A 21,658-nucleotide genomic window follows, 5' to 3' on the forward strand; every position below is an offset into this window, starting at 1 on the left:
GCTACCCATGCCGCCGCTGGTCGGAGGCGTCGTCGCCGCCGAGCTGTCGGGCGAATCGCCGTAGTCCCGGCATCGCGTCGACCAGGACGATCAGCAGCAACACCCCGGCGACGGCGGCGCTGTTGCTGACCTGGGAAAGCTTGCTGGTTGCCAACCCGCCCACGATGATGGCCGGAACACCGATCAGGCGCGCCAAGGGCCGGCCGCCGTCCACCACCGCCGCGAGGCAGATCCGGGCGGTCAGGAACAGCGCGGGGCCGATGACGCCCACGGTCAACTGTCCCGCGTCGTGCGCCCCCGGATCGTCGATCGTCATCTCCATGGCGACAGACGTGGCCAGCACACCGGCGATCATGACGAGGTGCAGATAGCCCGCCAGGAGGGCCAACCTGCTGCCGGGCGGACCCTCCGCCTCGATTCTGGCGCCCAGCCGAGCGCCGGCGGGCACCAGATAGAGCCGGGCGAGGGCCACCGCGGTCACGAACGCCAGGGCGAAGGCCACCGTGCTCTCCCGGTCCAGGCCGGAATTGCTGTAGGCGACGCCGGAGATCAGGATCAGCTCACCCAGGGCAATGATGAAGATCTGTTGGTACCGCTCGGAGAGGTGGCTGCCGTTGACCTGGAATTCCGGCCAGGTGCCACGCCCGAGCCCCGGAAACGGCCAGCGCAGCCGTGCCACGGAGTACTCCAGCACCAGAGCGAGCGCCCAGAGCACCTCCCGGGCCGGGGCGACGGCCGCACCGACCACCCACAGCACGCCGGAGATCGCGAACCAGACCGCCACCCGCAGGCTCCGCAGTTGCAGCGGATGCCCCCGCAGGGCGGGGATCAGGATTGCCGCCCTGCCCAGGTGGATGGACACGTAGGCGATGGCGAACACCATGGCGTGCCCGTCGAACGTGCTGGGTACGGCCGCGGCCATCAGGAGGCCCCCGAACATCACCCACAGCAGCAGGGCGACGATCAGCGGGGCCCTCGGGTCGAACCAGTCCGCCGACCAGGCGGTCACGAACCATACCCACCAGAGCGCCGCCAACATCAGCGACACCTGTAGGCCGCCGTTGAGGCTGGGATCGTCGAGCAGCGCCCGGGACAGCCGGGTCAGCGCGAAGATGAATCCCAGGTCGACGAAGAGCTCCAGGAACGACGTCCGGCGAGGATTCTCCCGACGGAGGAGCAGCCGCTCGGGGAGCTCGTTCCTCATCGCCCCCCTTCCGGACGTCACCTGCCGCCCCAGTCGTACCACCCGGACGCCCAGGCCCGGGCGGGTTCCGCCGAGCCCGGCCGTCGTCGTCAGCGGCCCTTGGTGACGCCCTGGGAGATCAGGTCCGTCGCCACGTCCCAGAGCCGCTCGGCGTTGTCTGGGTCGACGGCATACGCCGCCACTCCGGTGTAGTCGGCGGGGCGCTCGGTGACTATCGGGGCCTCGGCGCAGTCCTCGAAGTAGCGACCACCGACGCCGTCCAGCAACGGGGAGGCCGCGAGTAGCACCGAGGTGGCGGCCCCCTGCTGCGGGGTCTTGTGCATCTCCCTGGGCGACTTCAGCCCACCGGTGTGCTTCTGCAACCCGGTGGCGATCGCGCCCGGGTTCAGCGCGTTGGCGTGGATGCCCTCGTTGGCCCAGCGGCGGGTGGCTTCCACGGCGAGCAGGGCTTCGGCGCTCTTCGACTGCCCGTAGGCCAGCAGCGGGTCGTACGGCCGGAACGCGAAGTGCAGGTCGTCGAAGATCACCGGGGAGAAGAGGTTGCCGCTGGAACTGACCGACACCACCCGGGCGCCGCCGGCCGCGGCGAGGGCGTCGTGCAGGCCTACGGTCAACGCGAAGTGCCCCATGAAGTTGGTGGCGAACTGCATCTCCCAGCCCTCAGCGGTGCGCTCGAGCTCGGGCAGCGCCATGATCCCCGCGTTGTTGACCAGGATGTGCAGCGGCTGGTCCCAGCCGGCGACGAACTGGCGTACCGACGTCTGGTCGGCCAGGTCCAGCGCGCGGACGGTGACCCGCTCCGCGCCGATGCTGGCCGCGATGTCGGCGGCGGCCTGCTCACCCGCCGCGACCCGGCGGACCCCGAGCACGACCTCGGCGCCGGCGGCGGCGAGCGAACGGGCGGTCTCCACACCGATACCGGCGGCGCCGCCGGTGACGATCGCCCGCTTGCCGGTCAGGTCGACCCCGGCGATGACCTCGTCGGCGGTCGAGGCGAAGCCGAAGGGGGTCGTGATGCGCTCTGTCATTACTGTCCCGTCTCTCGGTCACGCTTACCCCGACACTGTCACCCCGGTGGCAGGGGCTAGCCGGTTCCCTGTTTTTCCTGGTAGTGGCAGGACCAGGCTGGCGGTCGGTGGCGGCTCCTACGATGGGCGGGTGAGCACGGCCGGCCCGCTCGGCGAATACCTGCGTGCCCGGCGCGAGCAGATCGGGCCGGGTGACGTCGGGTTGCCGGCGCACGGCCGTCGGCGGGTGCCCGGCCTGCGGCGCGAGGAGGCCGCCCTGCTCGCCGGCATCAGCGCCGACTACTACCTCCGGTTGGAGCAGGGGCGCGACCGGCACCCGTCGACGCAGGTGATCGAGGCCCTGGCCCGCGCGCTGAGGCTGGACGCGGACGCCGCGGCACACCTGCACGGCCTGGCCCGGCCGGTGCCCTCCCGCCGTGCGGCGCGACCGTCGGAGCGGGTGCCGGTGGGCATCCGCCAGTTGGTCGGTTCGTGGGCCGAGACGCCCGCCTTCGTGCACGGTCGACACCTGGACGTGCTCTTCGCCAACCCCGCCGCGACCGCGCTGGCGCCGATCTTCACCGCCGGGGTGAACCTGCTGCGCGCGGTCTTCCTGGACCCGGGCGTCCCGGCGCTCTACCCGGCTCTGACGGCGGTCGCGGCCAACGCGGTGGCTGGCCTGCGCGCACAGGTCGGCCCCGAGGTGGATGACCCCCGCCTGGTCGAACTGGTGGCGGAGCTGACCGCCGGCAGCGAGCGGTTTCGGCGGTTGTGGGCCCGGCACGACGTCACCGTCCGCGCGGGCGGTGGGGTGCGGGTGTTCCAGCACCCGGAGCTGGGCGAGTTGGCGCTGCGCTACGAGAAGCTCACGATCAGCGGCACCACCCAGTCGCTTGTCGTCTATCACGCCGAGCCGGGCAGCCCGTCGGCGCGCTCGCTCGCCCGGCTGGGCCGCGGGGCAGTGCCACGCTAGCTTCGCCGGCCCCCGACCGGCCGGCTACCGGTCGGCCGCCCGCTCGGCGACCACCACCGAGATCCCGTCGAGGACGCGTTGCAACCCGAACTCGAACGCGTACTCCGGGCCGTACGCGGCGCCGTGCTGCTGGCCGGCCGCGGTGCCGACCCGGGAGGCGGTCGGGTAGGCGTCGGCCGCCATGAACGTCTCCAGCCACGGCGCGTGCGACTGCCACCACTGGCCGTCGGTCATGCCGGTCTCGCGCTCCAGGTCGACCACCTCGGAGGCGGCCCGCGCGGCGCTCTTCACGTGGCCCAGCACGAGGGTGAGCACCGCGTCGACCTCGACGTCGGTGAGCCCGATGTCGACGATCGCGCGGAGCTCGTAGTCGTACTTCGCCATCAGGTGCGGGCCGAGCACCGGACGGGTCGTCTCGGCCCGCAGCATCCAGGGATGCCGCTGGTAGAGCGCCAGGTTGTCGCGGGCGATCCGCTCCAGCCGGGTACGCCAGTCGCCCCCGACGGCCGGGCGCGGCATCTCGCCGTACGCGGTGTCGACCATGACGGCGACGAGTTCGGCCTTGCCCGGCACGTAGGTGTAGACCGACATCGTGCCGACCCCCAACGCCTCACCGACCCGGCGCATGGTCAGCGCGTCGAGCCCCTCGGCGTCGGCGATGTCGATCGCGGCCCGGACGATCCGGTCGACGCTGAGCGCCGGACCGGCGCTGCGGCTGGTCGGCTCCCGGGTGCGCCAGAGAAGGGCCAGGCTGCGGGCCGGGTCCGCGGTCGCCTTGCGCTCGTTCGCCATGGTGCGGCCATCCTAACAACGCGGCCGTACGCCGTACGCCCGCGCGCAGGCGCCGGCCCCCGGGTGGTCGCCCCGAGGCGTAGGTCACAGCGCCTCGCGTTCGTCCGACAGCGTCGGACCGGCGGCGGCGGGCACCAGGTGTCGGACCTCCGGCTCCCCGTCGGTCAGCTCCCGGGCCCGTTGCTCGGCCGCGCGGTCCTCACCTGTCAACCGGCCACCGTGCTGGCGTAGGTGCTCGTCCCAGGAGGGCACCAGGTACACCTCGACGAACCGGTCCACCGTCTCGGCCGGACGGAACAGCCCCCAGCGCATCGCGCCGGTCCGCTGCCGTGCCCCACGCACCAGGTCCATCGCCGCCAGGAACCGTTGGGTCCGCTCCGGCCGGACCGTGTACTGCACCGTCACCAGCACCGGCCCCACCCCCGGGTCCGGCTCGTGGGCCAGGTGCAGTTGTGGCCAGTAGGCCGCCGGTTCCCGGTTCACCGACCGCAGGTCCGGCAACGGCCAGATCCGACTCGTCACGGTGCCGGCAAACATCAGCACCGCCGCCGCCAGGTACGCCGGCGCCAGCCCGACCATGTCGGCCACCAACCCCCAGAGCAGCGCGCCGACCGCCTGCCCACCGGCGAAGCACACCTGGTAGACGGCCAGGCCCCGGGCCCGTACCCAACTGGGCAGGAAGAGCTGCATCTCGGCGTTGACGTTGGCCAGCACCGTCACCCAGGCCATCCCGGCGGGCAGCAGGGCAAGAAGCACCAGCGGCACCACCCGCACGGTGCCCACCACGGTCAGCGCCACGGTGAACAGCGCCCCGGCGATCAGCAGGAGCTGGTTGGCCGACAGCCGGGTCCGGATCACGGCCAGCAGCACGCCACCCGCGATGGCGCCCACGCCGAGGGCGGCCAGCAGCACCCCGTACCCGCCGGAGCCCAGCCCCAGCCGCCGGTTCGCGACCAACGGCAGCAACGCCCACAGCGCGCTGGCCGGGACCACGAAGACCAACGCACGGCGCAACAGCCGGCGTACGGTCGGCGAGTGGCGTACGTAGCGGCTGCCGGCGCGCAACGCGGCGGCGAACCGCTCGGGCACCTCGACCGCGCGGGCGTTGCCGGGCCGCCAGCGCCACAGCGCGTACGCGAAGACCCCGAAGGCGACGGCGTTGATGCCGAAGACCGGGGCGACGCCGGTACGGGCGATCAGCACGCCGGCCACCGCGGGCCCGACCGCCCTGGCCACGTTCACGCTTATCGAACCGAGTGCGGACGCCGAGCGCAGCTGGTCCTGCGGCACCAGTTCCGGGATCACCGCCGCCCAGGCCGGCAGGGTCAGCGCCTGCCCGACCCCGAACGCGAAGGTGAGGGTGAGCAGCAGCGCCGGCGGCATCCGGCCGGTCACAGTGAGCAGCGTCAACGCCACCGCCACCGCCACCAGGAACAGCTGCACGGCGATCAGCAGGTGCCGGCGGTCGAAGCTGTCGGCCAGCACCCCGGCGGGCAACGCCAGCAGCAGCACCGGCAGCAGACTGGCGGTCTGCACCAACGCGACAAGGGTCGAGGCGTTGGAGTGGTTGATCAGCAGCCACTGCGCGCCGACGGTCTGCATCCAGGTGCCGATGTTGGCGGCGAGCAGGGCCAGCCACAGGTTGCGGTAGACCGCCGTACGCAGCGGTGCCCAGGCCGAGGCCGGACGGTCGGCGGGTCCGGCTGCGGCCGTCACCACCGCCCGTCCGCGCGCAGCACGCGCTCACCGGAGACGTAAAGGTCGTCGGGTTCGAGCAGCAGCAGCCGGACGACCTCGGTGGCGACCTGTTCGGGCATGGCGTACACCTCGTCCAGGAACTCGGCGCCCACCCGTTCCTGCAGGCGCGTCGGCATCGGCCCGGGGTGCAGTTGCATCACCTTGACCCGGTTGCTGTGCTGGGCCTCGGCCAGCGAGTCGACCAGGCTGTTGCCGTAGCTCTTGGTGGCCCGGTAGACGGGAATGCCGGGCCGGGGGGCCGCCAGCGCCAGCGCGCCGATGTACACGACGTTCCCGTGGCCCTGCCGGTGCAGGTGCTGCACCGCCTCCCGCAACAGGTACGTGATGCCCAGGACGTTGATCTCCACGGCCCGGCGGATGTGCTCCACCGACAGGTCCCCGAGCTCGCCGCCCGCCCACATCGAGGCGCAGGCCGCCACCCCGTCGATCGTGCCGTAGCGCTCGACCACCTCGGCGAACCCGTCGCGGACCTGCTCGTAGGAGGAGACGTCGCAGACGGCGCCGTCGCAACCCAGCTCATCGGTCACGGCGGCGACCTCGGCCGGCACGTTGCCGAACACCACGACGTGATGCTCGTCGACGAGCAGTCGGGCCACCGCGAGGCCGAGACCGCTGGTCCCGCCGACCACCACGAAGGTTCTGGCACCCATGTCTCTCCAGCCGCCGCCAACACAGGTCACGCGGGCCGCGTGACGGCTCGTTCTTCCCGATTACCCACCCCGCACACCCGATCGCCGGTAGTGCTGGGCATACCCCGAAGAGTGGATGTGGACGGCTGGGGCGCCGGGTCGCCCGCGATTAGCGTCTGCTGCATGACCACGGAACACCCTTCGCACCTGGCCGAGGCTCTGCGCCGCCGCCGCTGGCTGATCTCCGCATGGCCCTGGCGCGCGCTGGCCTACCTGGTGACCACCGTGCCGATCGCCGGTGTCCTCGGCGTCGGGCTGCTCGTCATCGTCGCGCCCCTGCTGGCCGCCGCCAACGGGCTGTTGCTGCACGACCGGCCGCCGGGCATCCCGCTCATGCTGTTCCTGGGGGTCGGCAGCCTCGCCCTGCTGGCGCTCGCGCCGATCGTGAGTTTCCCGGTCGCCGCCGTCGAGCGGTGGCGGCTCGGGCTGGTGGACGGCCGGCCGCTGCCCGCGTCGCCGTGGCCGGGCCTGGCCGCCCGGTACCGAACCCTCGCCGGCTGGCGGGAGGTGGCGTACCTGTTCTGGCTGGGCGGGTTCACGCCGGTCGCGTACTGGGTGTTCCTGGTGCTGGTGCTGCTCGACCTCGGGATGATCTCCAGCCCCTGGCTGGCCGGCGACGCCAACCAGCCGGTGGTGATCTGGCAGCCGATCGACAGCACCGGAGAGGCCATTCCGTACGCGATCGTGGGGGTGCTGCTGATCCCGGTGCTCTGCTACGCCACCGGTCTGCTCGCCGCCGTCCAGGCCGCCGTGGCCCGGTGGGCACTGGCCTGGCCGATGGACGCGGCGGCGCTGCGCGAGGTCAGCCGCTCCCGCACCCGACTGGTCGGCGCGTACGAGGCCGAACGCCGCCGCATCGAGCGCGACCTGCACGACGGCGCGCAGCCCCGGCTGACCAGCCTCACCCTGCAACTGGGGCTGGCCCGGCTGGACGTACCCGAGGATTCCCCCGCCTCCCGACCCCTCGCCGTGGCGCACGACCAGGCCCGGGGCCTGATGGTGATGCTGCGGCAGTTGGTGCACGGCATCCGCCCGCAGAGCCTCACCGACCTCGGTCTGGCCGGCGCCGTACGCGAGCTGGCCGACGCCGCCACCATCCCGGTCACCGTGCACGCCGACCCGCACGACGAGCTGCCGGAGATCGTGGAGACCACCGCCTACTTCGTGGTCTCCGAGGCGCTCGGCAACGTGGCCCGGCACGCCCGGGCGACCCGCGCCGACGTACGCCTCAGCCGGGCCGGCGGTGACCTCGTCGTCGAGGTGACCGACGACGGCCACGGCGGCGCCGACCCGGGCCGGGGCACCGGCCTGACCGGGCTCGCCGACCGGGTCGCCGCCGTGGACGGCCGGCTGCTGCTGTCCAGCCCACCCGGCGGGCCTACCCTGGTCCGGGTGGAGCTGCCATGTCGTCGGTGACCCGGGTGGTGCTCGCCGAGGACGAGGTGCTGCTGCGGGAGGGCCTGGTCGCGCTGCTGACCCGCTTCGACTTCACGGTGTGCGCGGCGGTCGGCTCCGCGCCCGAACTGCTGGCGGCGGCTCGCGACCACCAACCGGACCTGGTGCTGACCGACATCCGGATGCCGCCGGGCCGTCGCGACGACGGGCTGCGCGCGGCGGTCGCGCTGCGCGCCGAGCGACCTCACCTCCCGGTCGTGGTGCTCAGCCAGTACGTGCAGACCGGGTACGCGGCGGCGCTGCTGGACAGCGGCGACGGCCAACGAGTGGGCTACCTGCTCAAGGACCGGGTCGCCGAGGTCACCGAGTTCGTCGACACTCTGCGGCGGGTGGCCGGCGGCGGGACCGCCATCGACCCGGACGTGGTCCGGCAGCTGCTGCACCGCCCCCGCGACCCGCTCGCCGCGCTGTCCGCCCGGGAACGCGAGGTGTTGGCGCTGCTCGCGGAGGGTCGGTCCAACGCCTCGATCGCCGGCCGGCTGCACGTCAGCGAGGCGGCGGTCGGCAAGCACGTCGGCAACATCCTGCTGAAGCTCGACCTGCCACCCAGCGACGACACCAACCGTCGCGTGCTCGCGGTCCTCACCTACCTGCGCGCCGACCCGGTGAGCTGACGGGCCGAGATCGGGCCCGGCCGCCCCGGGCGTAGATTCTTCCCAGCGGTACCGACGCCAGGTCAGGGCGCGGACCAGGGAGACGGGGGCACGGCATGGCGAAGGCGCTGCGGGTTGGTCTGCTGGGGTACGGGCTGGCGGGCCGGGTGTTCCACGCGCCGCTGATCGCCGCGACCCCCGGGCTGCGGCTCGACGCCATCGTGACCCGTGACCCGCAGCGGCGCGAGCAGGCGCGACAGCACTTCCCGGACGCCCGCCTGGTCGACGACGCCGACGAGCTGTGGCGTACCCCGGACGCCCTGGACCTGGTCGTGGTGGCGACGCCGAACCGGCAGCACGTGCCGATGGCGCGCGCGGCGATCGCCGCCGGCCTGCCGGTCGTCGTCGACAAGCCCCTCTCCCCGACCGCCGCGGAGGGCCGCGTGCTGATCGACGAGGCGACCGAGCGTGGGGTGCCGCTGACGGTCTTTCAGAACCGGCGCTGGGACGGCGACTTCCTGACCGTCCGCCGCCTGGTCGAGCAGGGCGAGTTGGGGCAGGTGCTGCGTTTCGAGTCCCGGTTCGAGCGGTTCCGTCCGACGATCAAGCCGGGCTGGCGCGAGCTTGCCGGTCCGGAGGAGGCCGGCGGCGCCCTCTTCGACCTCGGCGCCCACCTCGTCGACCAGGCGGTGCAGCTGTTCGGCCGGGTCGACCGCGTGTACGCGGAGGTGGACCGTCGCCGCGCGGGCGCGGCCGTCGACGACGACGCCTTCGTGGCGTTGACCCACGCCAGCGGGGTCCACTCGCACCTGTGGATGGGTGCGGTGACCGCCCAACTGGGGCCGCGCCTGCGGGTGCTGGGCGACCGGGCCGGCTACACCAGCTACGGGCTGGACGTGCAGGAGGCGGCGCTGCACGATGGCGGCCGACCGGACCAGCCGGGCTGGGGCGAGGTCCCGCCGGACCGCTACGGCCTGCTCGGCGTCGACGGTGACCTGCGGCCGGTGCCGACCGAGCCCGGCGCGTACCAGAGCTTCTACGCCCAGGTGGCGGCCGCGCTGCGCGACGGCGCCCCGATGCCGGTGGATCCCCGGGACTCGGTGCACACCGTCGAGTTGATCGAGCTGGCACACCGGTCGGCGGCCGAGGGCGTGGTGCTGCCGGTCCCGACCGCCTGACCGGGGCCTGACACCCGACCGGTCGGCACCTCCCGCCAGCCGGGCCGCCGCGTACGCGAAAACCAGTGGAGCGGCGCCGCCGTGCGCCGTTACCGTGCTGCGCAACGTGGTCGTCTAGGCAAGGACGTGCCGTTGTACACCCTGTGAGACCTCCCGAGAGCTGATCTGTCGCGCGTCGCGCAGCTGCGCCGCGCTCCTTTTTGCTGCGGACTTCTCACTGAGACCGGTGTACTTCTGTGCTCAAAAATTGGGCCGTCGTGCCCACCTGCCTGCCCATCATTGACCGCCGTTGCCACGGGTGCCCGTCCCAACGCCTTCGGGCGAGCGGCAAGTTCCGTGTCAACGCCAACCACAAGCTCCTCGACGTCTGGCTTCTCGCGCTCTGCACCGAGTGCGGGGAGACGGCGAAGCTCACCGTCCTGGACCGGATGACGGTGCGCTCCATCCCATCCGAACTGCTGGACCGGCTCCATGCCAACGACCCGGGCCTGACCGCCGAACTGCTCCGGGATCCGGGCGTTCAGCACCGAAACCGGTTCGCCCTGGACTGGACCGACGCCTGGCGTCTCGACACCGGCGGATCGGAGCACCTGGACCTCGACGTGATCGACGTCGCGGTCCGCAACGCGGCGCGGATCCCGGTCCGGCCGACCCGACTGATCGCCGAGGGTTGCGGTCTTTCGCGGGGCGAGGTCGACCGACAGATCACGGAGGGGAACATCGTTTCGGGAGTCCGGTTGAGCGGCAAGCTCTCCGGCGACTTCACCTTCACCCTCAAGCGCTGACCGGCGCCAGGGCCTGTCCGGCATGACTGCCGGGCAGGCCCTGTTGGGCGGTCAGCACGTTAGTCGACTGGGCTTCCGTGACGTCGCGGTGTCGGACCGCCCCCGACCACCCGATTGCACGAGAGTCGAGTGGATCACGCGGTCCGGTTCGGGCGGCCCTAGTCGGCGTCCTGCTCGGAGGGCGCGTCGTCCGGCACCCGGGCGTCGTCGTCGGTCAGGGCGTCATCGTCGGTCCGCGCCTCGTCCGACGATGTGGCGAAGTCGGCGAGCCGACGTTCCGCCTCCCGGACCTCCTCGTCGATCCTGGGGTTCTCCTCGTCGGGACCCTGGGACATGGGCGACCTCCATCGGGCGCGACCGGCAAACGCACGTGTACCCGACCTGAGGGCAGAGACACGGAGGCTCTGCCGCTGTCTCTTGATCGAGTGATGAAAAGTAGCTGAATCGCCTCTGGAGACCTGTTTCTCATCACGTGATCACTGGTGATGAGCAGGCACGGGTGCTGGATGCGCACTGGATCCGGGGTCTCGACAGGCCGTGGCGAGCCGGCGGCTGCCGTGAGTGCCAAGGGTGCGACAACTGCCCGCAACTGGATTGGGCGTTGGCCCTTCTGGCAGACGTAGCGTCCGTCATGCTGCAGAGGCGGTGACCTGTGGGCTGAACGCGGTCGGGGGTGAACCGCTGGGCGCTTTCGGCGGACCGGGGTACCGAGCGCCGGGCCGGTCGGCGGGCGCGCCGGGCTGGAGCCCGGGAGCGTTGCCGACCCGGCCCGGTGCCGGATCAGCGCTGCTTCAGCTCACGCCAGGATGGGTGGGTCCCGCGCCAGGCGTCGGCGAGGATGGCCGCCGAGGCCCGGCTTGGGCACTGCTGCACCCGCTCACGACCCGACGCCCCACCGATCTGGGCGCGGACCTCCCAACCCTGCCCGTCAGTACGGATGTACACGTCCCGGCGCCCGCGCGGGGTCGTGTCTCCGTTCCACCAATGCTCCTCCACCTTCATTCGCCGACCGTATAGCAATTCCCGCGCCGAGGGTACGGCGCAGGTATGCCCGGACCGGGGCAAGGACGACAATCCAGGCGCATTTCGGGCCAACCGTTGACGGTTCGAAACCATAACGGGCGGTTCTCCCGCTCCTGACTTGCGAATCAGGAACCCCACCCCCTCCACCCGCAACCCCACCCCGTTCTGTGTTGACCAAGAGGTTCGCGTCACGAATGGCGTTCCCGATGACGCCAACCTCTTGATCAACGCGAGAAGGGCGGGGCGGTCAGCCCTGGGTGGTCAGCAGGTAGTCGTCGGCTTCGGGGCTCCAGCGCAGGTCCAGGACGCCGGCGGTGGCGGCGGCCTTGCAGAACTGCAGGAAGCTGCGGTAGCCGAGCTTCTTCTCGCTGAAGTCCGGGCGGGCCCGGCGGACCTGGTTCTTCAACCCGGACAACGCCACCGGGTTGCCGCCGCTGCCCAGGTCCGCCACGACACCCCGGAGCAGGCCGAACGCCACCTCCCGGTCGCCGTGCTCGGGCAGCGAGACCTCGGGGTCACCCTTCGCCGGGCCCTCGGCCAACTCGATCACGTTGCGCTCGGCGAGGTGGCGCAGCAGTTCGCCGAAGGTGCGGAAGCCGTAGTCGGACTCGCTGAAGGTCGGGTCCTTGCGCAGCAGGGTGCGCTTGAGCCGGGAGGCGGTGACCTCACCGTTGGCGCTGCCCTGCAACCCGGCGACCGACTGGGCGACCAGCACGGCGAGGGCGTCGACGTCGCGGCCGGGCTCCTCCCCCGCCGGCCGGCGGTCCACCTCCGGCTCGTGCTCCCGCTCCGGCTCCGGTGGGCGCTGCTCCGCGCCGGCCTGCCGGGTGCTGGGACGAGCACGCCGGCCACGGGCCGGCGGGATGTCCACGCCCTCCAGCCGGTCGTAGTAGAGGAACTCGTCGCACGCCGGGGGAAGCAGCCCCGAGGTGGACCCCTCGACCCCGACGCCGATGACCCGCTTGTTCAGCTCCCGCAGCTTGTGCACCAGCGGGGTGAAGTCGCTGTCACCGCTACAGATGACGAAGGTGGAGATGTACTCGCGTTCGAACGCCAACTCGATGGCGTCGACGGCCATCTTGATGTCGGCGGCGTTCTTGCGGGACGCACCCATCCGCTGCGGGATCTCGATCAGCTCGACGTGGGACCGGGTGAGCATCCGGCGGTCCTCGTCGAAGTAGGACCAGTCGGCGTACGCCCGGCGGACCACCACCCGACCTCGTTCGGCCAGCGCGTCGGCGATGGGCCGGAAGTCGAAGGCCGCGCCGCCGCGATGGTCGCGCGCGCCCAACGCGAGGTTCTCGTAGTCGAGGAAGAGGGCGATCCGGTCTTCTTGATCCACGCGGACCAGCCTACGCCCGGCATGAGCTGGTCGGGGCGGGCGACGCGCGACACCTCAACTCGACGACCGTCCATTTCTTGCGGCCTGATAGTCGTTTATTTTCGTTGTTCGATAGTCGTCTTGCAGTGCCATGTCTGGTGCTGCATCATGGCGATCAATGTCGGGCGTCGGGGGAGCGCCGGGCGGACCTCCACCACCACCCACCCAGGAGGGTCACCGATGTTTCGCAGCCTCATGCCGGCGCGGGGACGCCCCAGCCGGCGAAGCGGCACCGCCGTCGCACTCGCGGCCGGTCTCACCGTGCTGGTCGCCGCGCCCACCGTGGCCGCCGCCAGTCCACACGCGTCAGCTGGCGCGCAGCCGGTGGTCACCCGGGCCGCCCTCGATCCGGCGCTGGTCGCCGGACGTGGCGCGGACGTCGACTTCCTCGAGCAGGAAGCGGAGAACGCCCGCACCAACGGCGAGATCATCGGGCCCGACCGGTCCGCCTACACGCTGCCCGCGGAGGCCTCCGGCCGCCGGGCGGTCCGGCTCACCCCCGGGGAGTACGTGGAGTTCGTCCTGCCCAGCGCGGCGAACGGGATCACCGTGCGGTACAGCATCCCGGACGCCCCGCAGGGTGGCGGGATCACCGCCCCGCTGCGGGTCGCGGTCAACGGCAAGCACCTGCGCACCATGACGCTCACCTCGCAGTACTCGTGGCTCTACAACCAGTACCCGTTCACGAACGACCCGCAGGCCGGGCTGCTGCACCCGGACTGGTGGATCACCGAGTGCCAGTGCGTGCCGTCGGCCACCACGCCGTACCCGAGCATCGACAAGCCGTTCCGGCCCACCCACTTCTACGACGAGCAGCGGCTGCTGCTCGGGCGTACCTACCGGGCCGGCGACAAGGTCCGGCTCACCGCGCCGCCCGGTAGCGCCGCCGCCTGGACCGTCATCGACCTGCTCGACTCCGAGCTGGTCGCGCCGCCGCACGTCCGGCTGCTCGCGGCGAACGTGCTCGCCTTCGGCGCGGACCCCACCGGCCGGCGGGACTCCGCCGACGCGTTGGACCGGGCCATCGCCTTCGCTCGGCGCGCCCACCTCACGGTGTACATCCCGCCGGGCACCTACCAGGTCAACCGGCACATCAACGTCGACGACGTGACCATCAAGGGCGCCGGCAACTGGTACACCATCATCAAGGGCCGCGAGGTCGCCCTGCCGACCCCCGCGCCGGACGGCTCGGTGCACACCGGGGTCGGGTTCTACGGTCGGGACGCCGCCGACGGCGGCAGCCGCAACGTGCACCTCTCCGGCTTCGCCATCGAGGGCGACGTGCGGGAGCGCATCGACACCGACCAGGTCAACGCGGTCGGTGGGGCGATGACCGACTCCACAATCGACGGGCTCTACCTGCACCACACCAAGGCGGGTCTGTGGTTCGACGGCCCGATGCGCAACGTCCGGGTCACCAACAACGTCATCGTCGACCAGATCGCCGACGCGCTCAACTTCCACACCGGCGTGACCGACTCCCTCGTGGCGCACAACTTCGTCCGCAACACCGGCGACGACGGCCTGGCGATGTGGTCGGAGAAGACGGCCAACGCGCGGAACACGTTCGACCACAACACCGTGCAGTCACCGACCCTGGCCAACGGCATCGCCATCTACGGCGGCACCGACACCACCGTCTCGCACAACCTGGTCGCCGACCCGGTCCGCGAGGGCAGCGGCCTGCACGCCGGGGCCCGCTTCGGCGCCGAGCCGTTCACCGGGCACCTGCGGTTCACCAACAACACCACCGCCCGTGCCGGCACGTACGAGCTGAACTGGAACATCGGGCTGGGCGCGATCTGGGTCTTCGCCCTGGATCGCAGCATCGAGGCGCCCATCGAGGTGACCGGCGACGCGTACCTGGACAACACGTACAACGCGATCATGCTGGTCAGCGACTGGCCGGTGAAGGATCTCTACTCGATCTCCGACGTGCGGTTCCGGGACGTCCGCGTCGATGGCACCGGCACCTCGGTGGTCAGCGCCCGCGCGGCCGGGTCCGCCTCGTTCGCCAACGTGGACGCCCGCAACGTGGGTGCGGTCGGCGTCAACAACTGCGGTTCGTTCCACTTCACCCCGGCCGGTTCGGAGTTCACCCTGACCGACCTCGGTGGCAACGACGGCGGGTGGCTCGCGCCGTGGCTGCTGCCCAACACCATCACCTGCGACGACCGGCCCCCCGTGTCGCCGCCCCCGCCTCCGGCGCAGTGGTGAGAGCGGTGGGCGGCCCGAGCGATCGGGCCGCCCACCGTGCACAGATCAGCGCGGCCTGGCGTACGCCAGCGGCACGGTCGTCGGCTGACCGTCCCACCTGCCGCTCAGGGTGCCCCCGGCCGACCCGGCGACCCCGGCCCCCGGCCGGCGTACGACGACCAGCTCGACGGTGTCGGTGTCGATGAGCGTGCGGTCCTCGTCGACCACCCGGCGCACCGCGCCGACGGCCGGTACCGGGGCGTCGGCGGCGGTGTCGACGACGACCGTCACCGTAGGCTCCCGCACCTCGCGTCGGCCGTCGACCTCGAAGTACTGCTCGGCCTGGCCGCTGCCGGTGAGGATGGCGTGGGCGAGCGCGGCGGCGTACACCGGGTCGACGCAGCCGTCGTACACCCAGCGTCGGCCGAGCACCGAGTGCTCGGTGGTGCCGACCAGCCAGCTCTCCGCACCGTCGAGGGGCGCGGCACGGTAGGTGAGCGGAACATGGTGGACCGGCCCGTCGGCGGCAGCGACAAGCATCGTCTCGATGCCGACCTCGCCGGCCGGGTCGTCGAAGCGGTAGGCGCCCCGGCTCACCACCTCGACGCCGGCCGGTCCGGCGAACCACTGTCGGTCGGGCAGCCAGGTCGCGAGCAGGTCCAACTTCGTGGGGCGCAGGGTCGCCCTGTGCAGCAGTGCCATGCCGGAAGCCTAGTCAGAGGCCCGCGCAGGGTTGCCCGCCGATCGTGCAGCTCTCCGGTTCCCGGGCCTTCGGCCGGCTGTCGCGGACGTCGAAGCTGATCGTCCGGGATCCCCCGGCGGCCACGGCGGCGCCGGTGAAGGTGATCGCCCGTCCGTCCTGTCGCCAGTTCGCGCCGTCGACGTCGTCGACGGTGGTGCCCTCGGCGAGGGTGACCACCACGGCCCAGTCCGCCACCGGTGCGCCGCCGGGGTTGCCGACCACGATCTCGCCGGTGTAGCCGAACAGGCGGCTGGAGTCGGTCTCGTAGCGGGCCACCATGGGCGCCGGCGGCGGGGGCGGCGCGGCCGACACGGGCGTCCGCGAGGGCTTCGCCGACGGGGTCCGGCTCGGGCGGGTGGAGGCCGACGCGGTGGTCCGCGTGGGGCGCGTCGAGGGGATCGCCGTGGGCGTGGCGGTGGCCCGGCCGGCCGTCACGGTCGGCGACGCGGTCGCTGTCGGCGCAGGCGCGGCGGCCGGCTTCGCGTCGGGCGGCAACGTCACCCATGCCGCCGTCCCCGCCACCAGCACGGCCCCCGCGACCACGGCCACCAGCGTGCGACGCCGTCGGGGGTTACGGCCGGCCCCGCCGCGTACGCCGATCAGCGGCAGTTCCGTGGTCATCCCACCGTCGGCGCGGCGCAGGTCGACCTGCTGGAAGGCGATCCAGTCGAGGATGGCCGGCAGCCGTACGGTCAACGCCTGCCGCAGCTGTTGCTCGCGCGGCTCGTGCTGCTCGGCGGACCACGCGCCGTGCGTGCTGGCCTCCCGTAGCTCCAGCCGGCAGCCCTGTTTCGTGGCGGTGACCGTGCAGGTCAGCTCGCTGAGCCGGCCGGCCTCGTCGCAGGCCAGCACGAGCAGGTCCGGCTCCTGCCGTTCGGTCACCTCGACCTCGACGTCGGCCTCGAAGCCGGGCAGGCCGCCCGTGTGCAGCAGCATCCGGTCCGGTACGCCCTCGACCATCTCGGCCTCGGCGAACCACCGGCCGAGCAACTCCCGATCGGTCAGGGCGCGCCAGACCCGCTCAGCCGGGTGGGACAGCTCGACCTGCGCACCGATCTCGATCACGGCGAGACTCTAACGGGTTGCCCGGCCGGCCTGTCCCACCCGCCCGAGCCGGTTGCCGGCGTCTTGCTCAACCCCAGCGGCTGGACCGCTCGGCCACTGTGGCCAGCGCGGCCCGGGCGCCGGCACTCACCTCGGCGACCACCTGCGCCGCAGGCAGGTCCCGAGCCAGCGGGTGCGCCTGCCCGGCCCACAGGTTGGCCACCGACGCGTCTTCGTCCCGCCGGGCGGCGGCGAGCAGCGGACGCGTCAGGTGCAGCACCTGGGGGTAACCGCGCGGTGCCACCGCGTCGTGCTGGCGCAGGAAGTCGTTGGCCACGCCACGGGCCCGCTTACCGGTGTACGACCGGGTCAACGCGGTAGGCGTGGCACTGGCCACCGCCGCCCGGTGCATCGGCGAGCTGCCCGCCTCCGGGCAGCGCAGGAAGGCCGTGCCGAGTTGCGCGGCGGCGGCGCCGGCAGCCAGCACGGCGGCCACCGAAGGGCCGTCGACGAGGCCACCCGCGGCCACCAGTGGCCGGTCACAGCGGGCGGCGGTCAGCCGCAGCAGCGGCAACAGCCCGTAGTCGTCGTCGTCCGGTAGCCCGCCGCGATGCCCACCGGCCTCGGTGCCCTGCACCACCACCGCGTCCACGCCCAGGTCGGCGGCGGCGGTCGCGGCGTCCGGGCGGGTGACGGTGGCCCACACCTCGGTGCCCCGCTCGCGCAGGGCGGTCACCGCCGCCCGGTCGGGCAGCCCGAACACGAAGGACACCACCGGGACCGGGTCCGCGAGCAGCGCGGCCAGCTTCTCCGGGTACGCGTCGTCGCCGCCCACCGGCTCGCCCAGGCTCACCCCGCGCCGCGCGGCCTGCGGGCCGAGCCGTTCGGCGTACGCCTGGATGGCGGCCTCGTCGACGCCGCCGGGATCGGGCAGGAAGAGGTTGACACCGAACGGCCGATCGGTACGCGCGCGGACGTCGGCGACGTCGGCGACCAGCCGGCCGGTGTCGATCATCCCGGCGGCGAGGAAGCCCAGCCCACCCGCTGCGGACACGGCGGCCACCAGCGCGGGCGTGGACGGTCCGCCGGCCATCGGGGCGGCGATGATCGGATGGCGCAACGTGGACAGGACGGGCATCCCCCCATCCTGCCGCAGGCCCGGTCCGCTCACCGGCGCGCGGTGTGCCTCCACCGCAGTACGCCGGCCAGCCCGATCAGGACCAGCAGTGTCCCGGCGCCGACCGCCAGCGGCCACGTCCGCCCACCCCCGCCGCCGACCTGCCCGGCGGCCGGACGGACCGCCGTGGACGCCACCGGGTCGACGGACTCCGTCGGGGCCGCGGAGGTGGCCGTGGTGGCCGTGGCCGGGTAGCGCAGGATCGTCGAGCGGGTGCCGGCTGGTTGATCGGCGGACTCGGAGACGGTGAGCAACGAGCGGCCGTCTCGGCTGTAGGTGATCGACTCGCCCTGGGGCTCGTCCGGCAACGGGGTGGTCCGCGGGGTGCCGGTGGTCAACGCGCGGACCACGTCGCCGTCGGGCACGTCGTACTCGAAGGCGTCGGCGTAGCTGCGCAGCACCACCCGCCGTCCGTCCGGTGCGTTCGCCGCGCCGGTGATCACCCCGCGCCCCAGGAACGAGAACGGGTTGCTGGTCGTGGTCGACGGCAGGGTCACCTGACCGAGCGCGGTCAGCGGCGTCGTCGCGTCCGGCCGCAGCGCGGTGGCCGGCGCGTACAGGAAGACGGTGCCACTGCCGCCCTTGGTGACGATCAGCGGCCGACCGGACGCGTCGAGCAGCAGCGCCTCGGCGTCGTGCGGACGGTCCGGATAGCTCATCCGGTGCAGCACCGGCTGCTTCGCCCCCGGCGCGAGCCGCCACACGCCGACCGTCGGCCGGGAGCGGTCGTTGTCGCCGATGTCGGCGACCCAGATGGTGCCGTCCCGGCCGATGGCCAGGTCCTCGGTGTCGCGGGGCCGGGACGGGAAGGAGACGGTCCGCACCACCGCGCAGCGCTGGTTGAGGAAGAAGATCCGACGGCGGGCCTCGTCATCGGCCCCGTCGTTGATCACCACGTACCCGTCGTCGGTGGCGACCATGCCGGAGATCTCGCGCAGCCGGTCGTCGCGCACCTGGCAGACGGGCGTCCCCGCCGCCGCGCCCGCCGTGGCGGCGCCCGGCACCAGCGCCACTGCCGACGGCACCACGCCGGCCAGCAACGCGGTCAGCACCGCCCCCGCACGAGCACGCCGCCCCCAGGTCAACCGTCCGCGTACCCGCATCGCCCACCCTCCTCGTCGCGGCCGTGACCGGCCACCCGCCCATCCTGGCCGATCGCGGCCAACGGCGGCGGTCATCGGGGGGACGCGCCCGGGCCCCAGGTCGATGTACTGTCGCTCGGCCTGATTCTGGAGCTGGAGGGTGACCATGTCGGAGAGCGACACCGCGCCGGCCGACCCGTCCGGACGGCGGCTGCTGCGCCGCCTCGGCCGCCCCGCCGGTGGCGCCGCCGTGGTGTGGGTGCCGCTCGTAGCGGTCATCTGTGGCCTCTTCACCGGCGCGTTGGCCAGCCGGGCCGCCTGGGAGACGTCCCGACCGCAACCCGACCGGGCCGAGGCCGCCGCCGTCCTGACCGAGGTCTTTCCCGGCCACGACCTCGACGAGATCGACACTCCGCCGGCGCTCTTCGTCGTCTACGGGCACGCGCTGCGCCTGGGCACCGTCAAGACCCTGTTGCTCGGTGACGGCGGGGAGTATCAGGAGGGCGCCACCGGCGCCACCGCCCTCGGCGCGCCACCGGTGCCCGCCGAGCAGATCGTCACGGTGGCCCGGGAGCGCCTGGCCGATGCCGGCTGGCGGGTGTACGACCCACAGGTGTCCGGGGGCGTCAGCTGCGCGGACAAGATGTGCGCCACCCCGCGGGCGATCACCACCACCGCGCTGACCGCCCGCCGTGGCGACACCATCCTGAACGCCTCGATCTCCTCGCAGACAGCCGTCGACGCCTCCTACCTCTCGGTCGAGCTGCACCGCGCGCCGCCGCCCCTGGTGGTCCCCGCCGGAGTGCTCGGCACGGTGCTGGGCGCGGTGGCCGGTTGGGTGGTCTTCGGCTGGGCCAGCCGACGCACCGAGGGACGCCGTCGACGCGGCACGGTGAACGTCCTGGCCGGGGTGGCCGTGGTGCTGTGGTGGCTGCCGGTGTCGCTGGCCGCACCGCAGCTGCTGCACCACCACCTCGGCGAGCCACACCCGGCCTGGCACCCGTACTGGGAGTGGCTGGGCCAGCCGGCCGCCTCGCTGCTCTTCGTGGTCGGCGCGGTGTGCGTGCTGCTGGCGCTGGGGCTGGCCGTCGGAGCCCGCCGGGGCCCCACACCCGAGACGCCGGTCGACTGACCGCCGTCGGACCGGTCCCGGCCCGCCCGGGGCCGGCCCCGTCGGGTACGACGTGGACCGGCCCTGGGCGTTCGCTAGCGGACGGACCAGCGCTGCGCGCCGCTGCCGTTGCACGTCCCGAGCTGCGTGGTCGTGCCGTTGGCCGTGCCGGCCGACGTCACGCTCACGCACTTGCCGGCGGAGGTCAGCACGATCGTGCCGTCGGTGCGGAACGTGAAGCGCTGCGCGGCGGTGCCGTTGCAGGTCCAGATCTGCACCCTCGTGCCGTCGGCGCTGGCCCCGCCGTTCACGTCCAGGCACCGATCGCCGTAGACCCGCAGCTCCCCGACGGCGGTGCGGGTCCAGCGCTGGTTGGCGCCCCCGTGGCAGTCCCAGATGATCGTGGCGGCGCCGGCGGTGGTGCTGGCGCCGTTCACGTCCAGGCAACGCCCGGAGGCGGGGTTGACCAGGCCGACGGCGGTGCCCACCGGCGGTCCGCCCGCCGGAACGAGGCTGCCGGGCACCGACTGCAGCGCGGCGTACCAGCGGGCCGCCATCTTGTCGTACCCGCCGGCGTTGGGGTGGACGCCGTCGGCGAGGTCGGCGGTGGTGAGCGCGGCGTGCATGTCGACCAGGTGCACCTGGCTGCCCTTCTGCGCCACGATCCCGGGGATCGCCGCGTTGTACGCCTGCACCCGGGCCTCCAGGTTCGGGTCGGACTCCGGGGTGATGGTGGCGACGAAGACATCCGCGCCCGGAGCCGTCGACCTGATCTTGTCGATGAGACCGGAGAGCCGGGCCGGAGCGCTGGCGAGGTTGTAGTTCTGGTTCACGTCATTGGTGCCGATGTGCAGCAGCACCGTACGCGGGTCGGTGGCCCGCAGCCAGGTGACGATGTTCGCGTCGAGCTGGTCGATGCGCCAGCCGGAGTGGCCCTCGTGGTCGTGGTCACCGAGGCTGGCCGGCCCGTTGAACCCCGAGCCGACGAAGTCGACTGTGTAGCCACCGGCGGCCAGCCGCTGCCACAGGTTGATCCGGTACCCGCCGGGCACGTTAAAGCCGTCGGTGATCGAGTCGCCGAGTGGCATCACGCGTACGCCACCGTTCGACTCGGCCTCGGCGGGTGCGACCTGGGCCAGCGCCAGCACGGCGCCGAGGACGAGCCCGAAGGCCCCGGCGGCGGCCCGTCGTGCGTTCCATCGCATGGTTGATCCCTCTCCTCGACTGTCGTCCGGGACCGTCGGTGGTACGCCGTCCGCCGAAAACGACGTCCACAACCGGACAGATTCATTGATGATGAGCGATGGCCGGAGTGGCTGGACCGATTCCGGCACGGACGCGAGCCGAACGCCGTGCTGCCTGCGCCGAGCGGTCCCGCTTTGACGGGCCTCGGCGTCCACCGAGGAGCCTCGAGGGTTACCTGTCGGTCCGCAGACCGGTACGGTCCGAGATGTCCACGGTCGCGGCA

Annotated in this window: 20 protein-coding genes; 7 read left to right on the plus strand and 13 right to left on the minus strand. The window is 72.7% G+C overall.

Annotated features, from left to right (window positions below; genetic code table 11):
• Position 1 precedes the first annotated feature (1 nt).
• Complete coding sequence (locus ACIBD9_RS26065) at positions 2-1,204, minus strand: low temperature requirement protein A (RefSeq protein WP_396721614.1); 1,203 nt, start codon at positions 1,202-1,204, stop codon at positions 2-4.
• A gap of 89 nt (positions 1,205-1,293) precedes the next feature.
• A complete protein-coding gene (locus tag ACIBD9_RS26070) occupies positions 1,294-2,232 on the minus strand; it encodes an SDR family NAD(P)-dependent oxidoreductase (RefSeq protein ID WP_396721615.1) in 939 nt (312 codons plus the stop codon).
• Positions 2,233-2,362: 130 nt separating this feature from the next.
• On the opposite strand from ACIBD9_RS26070, the gene ACIBD9_RS26075 reads away from it, so the two are divergent.
• On the plus strand, positions 2,363-3,184 hold the full coding sequence (locus ACIBD9_RS26075; RefSeq protein WP_396721617.1) for a helix-turn-helix transcriptional regulator: 822 nt from the start codon (positions 2,363-2,365) through the stop codon (positions 3,182-3,184).
• Between the two features lie 24 nt (positions 3,185-3,208).
• Here ACIBD9_RS26075 and ACIBD9_RS26080 read toward each other — a convergent pair whose 3' ends face one another.
• The 3 genes from ACIBD9_RS26080 to ACIBD9_RS26090 all read right to left on the minus strand — a co-directional run bounded on the left by ACIBD9_RS26080 (position 3,209) and on the right by ACIBD9_RS26090 (position 6,384).
• Positions 3,209-3,976: a TetR/AcrR family transcriptional regulator gene (locus ACIBD9_RS26080; protein WP_396721619.1), complete on the minus strand. Its 768-nt coding sequence runs from the start codon at positions 3,974-3,976 to the stop codon at positions 3,209-3,211.
• Positions 3,977-4,060: 84 nt separating this feature from the next.
• The gene (locus tag ACIBD9_RS26085) at positions 4,061-5,695 is read right to left on the minus strand and encodes an MFS transporter (protein WP_396721621.1); all 1,635 of its coding nucleotides are present in this window, start codon (positions 5,693-5,695) and stop codon (positions 4,061-4,063) included.
• Positions 5,689-6,384 carry an SDR family NAD(P)-dependent oxidoreductase gene (locus ACIBD9_RS26090; RefSeq protein ID WP_396721622.1) on the minus strand — a complete coding sequence of 232 codons (696 nt, stop codon included), beginning with the start codon at positions 6,382-6,384 and terminating at the stop codon, positions 5,689-5,691. Before ACIBD9_RS26090 ends, ACIBD9_RS26085 begins: the two co-directional genes overlap by 7 nt.
• A gap of 162 nt (positions 6,385-6,546) precedes the next feature.
• Between ACIBD9_RS26090 and ACIBD9_RS26095 the strand changes: the two genes are divergently transcribed.
• The 4 genes from ACIBD9_RS26095 (at position 6,547) to ACIBD9_RS26110 (ending at position 10,434) form a co-directional block, all read left to right on the plus strand.
• Entirely contained in the window at positions 6,547-7,839 is a 1,293-nt protein-coding gene (locus tag ACIBD9_RS26095; protein ID WP_396721624.1) for a sensor domain-containing protein, read from the plus strand.
• Positions 7,827-8,492, plus strand: a complete 666-nt coding sequence (locus tag ACIBD9_RS26100; protein ID WP_396721626.1) for a response regulator — start codon at positions 7,827-7,829, stop codon at positions 8,490-8,492. The genes ACIBD9_RS26095 and ACIBD9_RS26100 overlap by 13 nt, the downstream gene beginning before the upstream one ends.
• 95 nt (positions 8,493-8,587) lie before the next feature.
• Positions 8,588-9,649, plus strand: coding sequence for a Gfo/Idh/MocA family oxidoreductase (locus tag ACIBD9_RS26105; protein WP_396721627.1), 1,062 nt, complete (start codon positions 8,588-8,590; stop codon positions 9,647-9,649).
• Between the two features lie 236 nt (positions 9,650-9,885).
• Positions 9,886-10,434 carry a DUF1062 domain-containing protein gene (locus ACIBD9_RS26110; protein ID WP_396721629.1) on the plus strand — a complete coding sequence of 183 codons (549 nt, stop codon included), beginning with the start codon at positions 9,886-9,888 and terminating at the stop codon, positions 10,432-10,434.
• A gap of 158 nt (positions 10,435-10,592) precedes the next feature.
• Here the strand turns inward: ACIBD9_RS26110 and ACIBD9_RS26115 are convergent, their stop codons facing one another.
• The 3 genes from ACIBD9_RS26115 to ACIBD9_RS26125 form a co-directional block, all read right to left on the minus strand.
• Entirely contained in the window at positions 10,593-10,769 is a 177-nt protein-coding gene (locus tag ACIBD9_RS26115) for a hypothetical protein (RefSeq protein WP_396721631.1), read from the minus strand.
• A gap of 445 nt (positions 10,770-11,214) precedes the next feature.
• On the minus strand, positions 11,215-11,436 hold the full coding sequence (locus tag ACIBD9_RS26120) for a hypothetical protein (RefSeq protein ID WP_030335934.1): 222 nt from the start codon (positions 11,434-11,436) through the stop codon (positions 11,215-11,217).
• Between the two features lie 268 nt (positions 11,437-11,704).
• On the minus strand, positions 11,705-12,799 hold the full coding sequence (locus tag ACIBD9_RS26125; protein WP_396721633.1) for an NYN domain-containing protein: 1,095 nt from the start codon (positions 12,797-12,799) through the stop codon (positions 11,705-11,707).
• Between the two features lie 219 nt (positions 12,800-13,018).
• Here ACIBD9_RS26125 and ACIBD9_RS26130 point away from each other — a divergent pair, with 219 nt between their 5' ends.
• Positions 13,019-15,055 (plus strand): glycosyl hydrolase family 28-related protein, encoded by a 2,037-nt coding sequence (locus tag ACIBD9_RS26130; protein ID WP_396721635.1) that lies wholly within the window; start codon positions 13,019-13,021, stop codon positions 15,053-15,055.
• A 45-nt stretch (positions 15,056-15,100) separates the two neighbouring features.
• On the opposite strand, the gene ACIBD9_RS26135 is transcribed toward ACIBD9_RS26130, so the two are convergent.
• The 4 genes from ACIBD9_RS26135 to ACIBD9_RS26150 all read right to left on the minus strand — a co-directional run bounded on the left by ACIBD9_RS26135 (position 15,101) and on the right by ACIBD9_RS26150 (position 19,100).
• Complete coding sequence (locus ACIBD9_RS26135) at positions 15,101-15,736, minus strand: hypothetical protein (protein ID WP_396721636.1); 636 nt, start codon at positions 15,734-15,736, stop codon at positions 15,101-15,103.
• A gap of 13 nt (positions 15,737-15,749) precedes the next feature.
• Positions 15,750-16,841: an SRPBCC domain-containing protein gene (locus tag ACIBD9_RS26140; protein WP_396721637.1), complete on the minus strand. Its 1,092-nt coding sequence runs from the start codon at positions 16,839-16,841 to the stop codon at positions 15,750-15,752.
• A gap of 67 nt (positions 16,842-16,908) precedes the next feature.
• Positions 16,909-17,958 (minus strand): NAD(P)H-dependent flavin oxidoreductase, encoded by a 1,050-nt coding sequence (locus tag ACIBD9_RS26145; protein WP_396721638.1) that lies wholly within the window; start codon positions 17,956-17,958, stop codon positions 16,909-16,911.
• 29 nt (positions 17,959-17,987) lie between these two features.
• Positions 17,988-19,100, minus strand: coding sequence for a hypothetical protein (locus ACIBD9_RS26150; RefSeq protein ID WP_396721639.1), 1,113 nt, complete (start codon positions 19,098-19,100; stop codon positions 17,988-17,990).
• Positions 19,101-19,245: 145 nt separating this feature from the next.
• Between ACIBD9_RS26150 and ACIBD9_RS26155 the strand changes: the two genes are divergently transcribed.
• Positions 19,246-20,211, plus strand: a complete 966-nt coding sequence (locus ACIBD9_RS26155; protein WP_396721640.1) for a hypothetical protein — start codon at positions 19,246-19,248, stop codon at positions 20,209-20,211.
• A gap of 74 nt (positions 20,212-20,285) precedes the next feature.
• On the opposite strand, the gene ACIBD9_RS26160 is transcribed toward ACIBD9_RS26155, so the two are convergent.
• The gene (locus ACIBD9_RS26160) at positions 20,286-21,395 is read right to left on the minus strand and encodes a ricin-type beta-trefoil lectin domain protein (protein ID WP_396721642.1); all 1,110 of its coding nucleotides are present in this window, start codon (positions 21,393-21,395) and stop codon (positions 20,286-20,288) included.
• Positions 21,396-21,658 lie beyond the last annotated feature (263 nt).

Source organism: Micromonospora sp. NPDC050784, from assembly GCF_044456765.1.
GTDB classification, from domain to species: domain Bacteria; phylum Actinomycetota; class Actinomycetes; order Mycobacteriales; family Micromonosporaceae; genus Micromonospora; species Micromonospora foliorum.

Coding starts and splice junctions, on each gene's coding strand:
- ACIBD9_RS26065 (WP_396721614.1), bottom strand. CDS start 1,204: ATGAGGAACGAGCTCCCCGAGCGGCTGCTCCTCCGTCGGGAGAATCCT.
- ACIBD9_RS26070 (WP_396721615.1), bottom strand. CDS start 2,232: ATGACAGAGCGCATCACGACCCCCTTCGGCTTCGCCTCGACCGCCGAC.
- ACIBD9_RS26080 (WP_396721619.1), bottom strand. CDS start 3,976: ATGGCGAACGAGCGCAAGGCGACCGCGGACCCGGCCCGCAGCCTGGCC.
- ACIBD9_RS26090 (WP_396721622.1), bottom strand. CDS start 6,384: ATGGGTGCCAGAACCTTCGTGGTGGTCGGCGGGACCAGCGGTCTCGGC.
- ACIBD9_RS26095 (WP_396721624.1), top strand. CDS start 6,547: ATGACCACGGAACACCCTTCGCACCTGGCCGAGGCTCTGCGCCGCCGC.
- ACIBD9_RS26100 (WP_396721626.1), top strand. CDS start 7,827: ATGTCGTCGGTGACCCGGGTGGTGCTCGCCGAGGACGAGGTGCTGCTG.
- ACIBD9_RS26105 (WP_396721627.1), top strand. CDS start 8,588: ATGGCGAAGGCGCTGCGGGTTGGTCTGCTGGGGTACGGGCTGGCGGGC.
- ACIBD9_RS26115 (WP_396721631.1), bottom strand. CDS start 10,769: ATGTCCCAGGGTCCCGACGAGGAGAACCCCAGGATCGACGAGGAGGTC.
- ACIBD9_RS26120 (WP_030335934.1), bottom strand. CDS start 11,436: ATGAAGGTGGAGGAGCATTGGTGGAACGGAGACACGACCCCGCGCGGG.
- ACIBD9_RS26130 (WP_396721635.1), top strand. CDS start 13,019: ATGTTTCGCAGCCTCATGCCGGCGCGGGGACGCCCCAGCCGGCGAAGC.
- ACIBD9_RS26135 (WP_396721636.1), bottom strand. CDS start 15,736: ATGGCACTGCTGCACAGGGCGACCCTGCGCCCCACGAAGTTGGACCTG.
- ACIBD9_RS26145 (WP_396721638.1), bottom strand. CDS start 17,958: ATGCCCGTCCTGTCCACGTTGCGCCATCCGATCATCGCCGCCCCGATG.
- ACIBD9_RS26150 (WP_396721639.1), bottom strand. CDS start 19,100: ATGCGGGTACGCGGACGGTTGACCTGGGGGCGGCGTGCTCGTGCGGGG.
- ACIBD9_RS26155 (WP_396721640.1), top strand. CDS start 19,246: ATGTCGGAGAGCGACACCGCGCCGGCCGACCCGTCCGGACGGCGGCTG.
- ACIBD9_RS26160 (WP_396721642.1), bottom strand. CDS start 21,395: ATGCGATGGAACGCACGACGGGCCGCCGCCGGGGCCTTCGGGCTCGTC.